The organism is Actinomadura sp. 7K507 (assembly GCF_004348425.1).
Taxonomy (GTDB): Bacteria; Actinomycetota; Actinomycetes; order Streptosporangiales; family Streptosporangiaceae; genus Spirillospora.
On sequence record NZ_SMKK01000390.1, the window covers coordinates 1 to 5,073 of the forward strand.

The following is a 5,073-nucleotide window of genomic DNA, read 5'->3' on the forward strand; positions in this document are numbered from 1 at the left end:
GGTCGGGGGTGCGGGGCTCCGGCGCGGGAAGGTGGTGGCGTTCGGCGACCGGGCGGATGAGCAGGTTGGCGACGAAGCCGATCGCGAGGACGCCGACCATCGTGAACAGCGCGGGGCGGTAGTCGGCGGCCACCAGCCGGCCCGGTTCGCCCCTCGCGTCCAGGAACCGGTTGATGATCAGCGGCCCGGCCACGCCCGCGGCCGACCACGCCGTCAGCAGGCGGCCGTGGATGGCGCCGACCTGGTAGGTGCCGAACAGGTCGCGCAGGTAGGCCGGGACGGTCGAGAACCCGCCGCCGTAGAAGGAGATGATCAGGGCGGCGAGGACGACGAAGAGCGCGGTGGCGGAGTCGCCGAGGACGGCGAGCAGGACGTAGGCGACCATCCCGATGCCGAGGTAGCCCACGTAGGTGGGTTTGCGGCCGATGTAGTCCGAGGTCGAGGACCACGCGAACCGTCCGGCCATGTTGAACAGCGACAGCAGCCCGACGAACCCGGCCGCCGCGGTCGCCGACACCGTGGTCGTGGTGCCGGTCCGGAAGAAGTCGCTGATCATCGGCCCGGCGTGTTCGAGGATGCCGATCCCGGCGGTGACGTTGCAGAACAGGACCGTCCAGAGCAGCCAGAACTGCGGCGTCCTGATCGCCGAGCCGGCCGAGACGCTGTTCGAGGTGACCATCGTCTTGGATCGTTCCGCCGCGGGGTCGAAACCCGCGGGCCGCCATCCCGGGGCCGGGACGCGGACGTTGAACACGCCGAACATCATCACCAGGAAGTAGACGATGCCGAGCGTGACGAACAGTTTGGCGACGGCGGCGCCGGACGGGACGCCCTCGCTGGAGTCGTAGAGGTCCAGCAGTTCGCGGGACAGCGGGGACGCGATCAGTGCGCCGCCGCCGAAGCCCATGATGGCCATGCCGGTCGCCATTCCCGGCCGGTCCGGGAACCATTTGATCAGCGTGGACACCGGCGAGATGTAGCCGATGCCGAGGCCGATCCCGCCGATGAACCCGTAGCCCAGGTAGACGAGCCACAGCTGCCCGGTGGCGATGCCGAGCGCGCCGACGAGGAATCCCGCCGCCCAGAAGCAGGCCGCGGTGAACATCGCGCGCCGCGGGCCGACCCGGTCCACCCAGGTCCCCATGACCGCCGACGCCACGCCCAGCATGACGATCGCGATGGAGAAGATGATGCCGATCGCGGTGAGGCTGACGTCGAAGTGCTCGACGAGGGCGGACTTGTACACGCTGGTGGCGTACGCCTGCCCGATGCACAGGTGGACGGCCAGCGCCGCCGGTGGGATCAGCCAGCGGTTGTAGCCGGGCGGTGCGACGGTGTGCCGCTGGTCGAGGAACGAGAACGCCACTGCGGACCTCCAAGCGCGGTGGTGGCGGGCTCCCCGATACCGACGAACATAGGACACCTTTGTGACGTGCGTCAAAGGTCTTGTCGCGATATGCCGGGGCGGTCCACCCCCGGCGGGAATCTTGACTGATTCAAGAAGATGAGCCAGTCTGTTCGACGTGGCAACACCCGCGGACTACCGGCGGATGTTGCGCCGGACCGCCTTGCGCGTGACCCGTCCCAGGGTGGCGGTGCTGGCCGCGGTCCATGCGCATCCGCACGCCGACACCGACTCGATCATCGGCGCAGTGCGCCGTGAGATCCCGAAGGTGTCCCACCAGGCCGTGTACGACTCGCTGCACACCCTGACGGCGGCGGGACTGGTGCGGCGCATCCAGCCGTCCGGCTCCGTCGCGCGCTACGAGGCCCGGGTCGGGGACAACCACCACCACGTCGTGTGCCGGTCGTGCGGCGCCATCGCCGACGTCGACTGCGCCGTCGGCGAGGTCCCCTGCCTGACCGCGTCCGACGGCCACGGCTTCTCGATCGACGAGGCCGAGGTCGTCTACTGGGGCGTGTGCCCCGGCTGTTCCGCCGACGACAGCTCCTGATTCACCTATAGCCCGGGAAGGATTCCCATGTCGGAAAACCAAGAAAAAGCCGTCACGAACACCGAGAGCGAAGGCGCCTGTCCGGTCGTCCACGGACGAGCCCCGCACCCCACCCAGGGCGGCGGCAACCGCGGCTGGTGGCCGGACCGGCTCAACCTGAAGCTCCTCGCCACGAACCCCGATGCGGGCAACCCTCAGGACGAGGACTTCGACTACGGCGAGGCCTTCAAGAGCCTCGACCTCGCCGCCGTGAAGCGGGACATCGCGGAGATGCTGACCACCTCGCAGGACTGGTGGCCCGCCGACTTCGGCAACTACGGCCCGTTCATGATCCGGATGGCGTGGCACAGCGCGGGCACCTACCGCGTCAGCGACGGCCGCGGCGGTGCCGGGTCCGGCCAGCAGCGCTTCGCGCCCCTCAACAGCTGGCCCGACAACGGAGGCCTCGACAAGGCCCGCCGGCTGCTGTGGCCGGTCAAGAAGAAGTACGGCCAGAAGATCTCCTGGGCCGACCTGTACATCCTGACCGGCAACGTCGCCCTGGAGACGATGGGCTTCAAGACGTTCGGCTTCGCCGGCGGCCGCGAGGACGTCTGGGAGCCCGAGGAGGACGTCTGGTGGGGCCCCGAGACCGAGTGGCTCGACGACCAGCGCTACAGCGGCGACCGTGACCTCGAGAACCCCCTGGGCGCGGTCCAGATGGGACTCATCTACGTCAACCCGGAGGGCCCGAACGGCAACCCGGACCCGGTCGCCGCGGCCCGCGACATCCGCGAGACGTTCCGCCGCATGGCGATGAACGACGAGGAGACCGTCGCCCTGATCGCCGGCGGTCACACGTTCGGCAAGACGCACGGCGCGGGCGACCCGGCGCACGTCGGCCCCGAGCCGGAGGGCGCCCCGCTGGAGCAGATGGGCCTCGGCTGGAAGAGCACCTTCGGCACCGGCAAGGGCGGGGACGCGATCGTCAGCGGCCTTGAGGGCATCTGGACCGACACCCCCACCACGTGGGACAACAGCTTCTTCGAGATCCTGTTCGGCTACGAGTGGGAGCTGTTCAAGAGCCCCGCCGGCGCGTGGCAGTACCGGCCGAAGGACGGCGCCGGGGCCGACACCGTCCCCGACGCCCACGACCCGTCCAAGCGGACCCACCCGACGATGCTGACGACGGACCTGTCGCTGCGGTTCGACCCGGTCTACGAGCCGATCTCGCGCCGCTTCAAGGACAACCCCGACGAGTTCGCGGACGCCTTCGCCCGCGCGTGGTTCAAGCTGACCCACCGCGACATGGGGCCGATCGTGCGCTACCTCGGCCCGGAGGTCCCGGACGAGGTCCTGGTGTGGCAGGACCCCATCCCGGCGCGGACCTACGAGCTGGTCGACGCCGGCGACATCGCCACCCTCAAGGCCCAGATCCTCGCCTCGGGGCTGTCGACCGCCCAGCTCGTGTCCACCGCGTGGTCGTCGGCCGCGTCCTTCCGCGGCAGCGACAAGCGCGGCGGCGCCAACGGCGCCCGCATCCGCCTCGCGCCGCAGAACGGGTGGAAGGCCAACGAGCCCGACGAGCTGGCGAGGGTGCTGAGCACCCTGGAGGGGATCCAGGAGTCCTTCAACAGCGCCCAGTCCGGCGGCAAGCAGGTCTCGCTCGCCGACCTGATCGTGCTCGGCGGGTGCGCCGCGGTCGAGATGGCCGCCAAGACCGCCGGTCACGACATCGAGGTCCCCTTCACCCCGGGACGGACGGACGCGTCGCAGGAGGAGACCGACGTCGAGTCCTTCGCCGAGATGGAGCCGACCGCGGACGGGTTCCGCAACTACCTCGGGAAGGGCAACCCGCTCCCGGCCGAGTACTCGCTGGTCGACCGGGCGAACCTGCTCACGCTGAGCGCGCCCGAGATGACCGTCCTCGTCGGCGGCCTGCGGGTCCTGGGTGCGAACCACCAGAAGTCCGACCTCGGCGTCCTCACCGAGACCCCCGGGGCGCTGACCAACGACTTCTTCGTGAACCTGACCGACATGGGCACCACGTGGCAGCCCACGTCCGAGGAGGCGGAGACCTACGAGGGCCGCGACGCCTCGGGCGCGGCCAGGTGGACCGGCAGCCGGGTCGACCTGCTCTTCGGGGCGAACTCCGAGCTGCGCGCCATCGCGGAGGTGTACGCGTCCGACGACGCGCGGGAGAAGTTCGCCCGCGACTTCGTCGCCGCGTGGGACAAGGTGATGAACCTCGACAGGTTCGACCTCGCCTGATCCCGTGATCCTGTGATCCGGATGTCCGGGCCGGCCCGCGCGGGCCGGCCCGGACGCTTTTCAGCCGGACGTGCCGGTCGTCGCCGCCGGGCGGCACTGCGGGCACAGGCCCCAGAAGGTGACGTCGGCCTCGTCGACCAGGTAGCCGGCCTCGTCCACCGGTTCCAGGCAGGGCGGGTGCCCCACGGCGCAGTCGACGTCCTTGACCGCTCCGCAGTTCCGGCACACCAGGTGGTGGTGGTTGTCGCCGACGCGTCCCTCGAACCGGGCGGGGCTGTCGCCGGGTTCGATGCGGCGCACGAGCCCCACCGCGGTGAGCGCGTGGAGCGCCTCGTAGACGGCTTGCAGCGAGATGTGGCCCACGCGGTCACGGACCCCGGAGGCGATCGACTCGACGCCGAGGTGGTCGCCGTCCCGGACGGTCTCCAGCAGCGCGACGCGGGCGGCCGTCACCCGCAGGCCGGCACCGCGCAGCTCCTCGGCCGTGGTCGGGGTCTGGGATGCGGTCATGCGCCGGACCTACCTTCAAAAGCGCGAGCGATTTACGTCAAGCGTCATCCCGAGTCTAGTCGGATGTGGTATGTGCCGGTCCGTCAAGGTCATCGCGATGAACGTGTCCCGAAACTTTCGGCCTCCGTGGCTTGATGGCGATCGGTCGATATGGCGTCGACCTTGGACGCTTTCGAAAGAGATTCGCTGGAGAGCGACGTTGAGCTGGGCGAATGTCTTCGTAAGAAGATGAAGATGTTCGAAATATTTCGAAAACCGTTGACAGTTCAGAGTGGGCGAGCCAACACTGACGGCATCGGCAGCGCCTGTCGATCCGGGCCACCGCCCTGCGACCGTCCCACCCCCACTCCACTCCCAC

Annotated in this window: 4 protein-coding genes; 2 read left to right on the plus strand and 2 right to left on the minus strand. The window is 69.6% G+C overall.

Annotated features, from left to right (window positions below; genetic code table 11):
* Positions 1–1,366, minus strand: a 1,366-nt coding sequence (locus E1285_RS43050; protein WP_132160683.1) for an OFA family MFS transporter, incomplete at its 3' end; no start/stop codon positions are given.
* Positions 1,367–1,550: 184 nt separating this feature from the next.
* On the opposite strand from E1285_RS43050, the gene E1285_RS43055 reads away from it, so the two are divergent.
* The gene (locus tag E1285_RS43055) at positions 1,551–1,955 is read left to right on the plus strand and encodes a Fur family transcriptional regulator (protein ID WP_132160686.1); all 405 of its coding nucleotides are present in this window, start codon (positions 1,551–1,553) and stop codon (positions 1,953–1,955) included.
* A 27-nt stretch (positions 1,956–1,982) separates the two neighbouring features.
* Entirely contained in the window at positions 1,983–4,205 is a 2,223-nt protein-coding gene (katG, locus tag E1285_RS43060) for a catalase/peroxidase HPI (protein ID WP_132160684.1), read from the plus strand.
* Between the two features lie 60 nt (positions 4,206–4,265).
* On the opposite strand, the gene E1285_RS43065 is transcribed toward katG, so the two are convergent.
* Positions 4,266–4,715 carry a Fur family transcriptional regulator gene (locus tag E1285_RS43065; RefSeq protein ID WP_132160685.1) on the minus strand — a complete coding sequence of 150 codons (450 nt, stop codon included), beginning with the start codon at positions 4,713–4,715 and terminating at the stop codon, positions 4,266–4,268.
* Positions 4,716–5,073: the final 358 nt, after the last annotated feature.

Bases quoted from the DNA above. Each gene is read 5' to 3' on its own strand.
- E1285_RS43065 (WP_132160685.1), bottom strand. From the start codon at position 4,715: ATGACCGCATCCCAGACCCCGACCACGGCCGAGGAGCTGCGCGGTGCC.
- E1285_RS43055 (WP_132160686.1), top strand. From the start codon at position 1,551: ATGTTGCGCCGGACCGCCTTGCGCGTGACCCGTCCCAGGGTGGCGGTG.
- katG (WP_132160684.1), top strand. From the start codon at position 1,983: ATGTCGGAAAACCAAGAAAAAGCCGTCACGAACACCGAGAGCGAAGGC.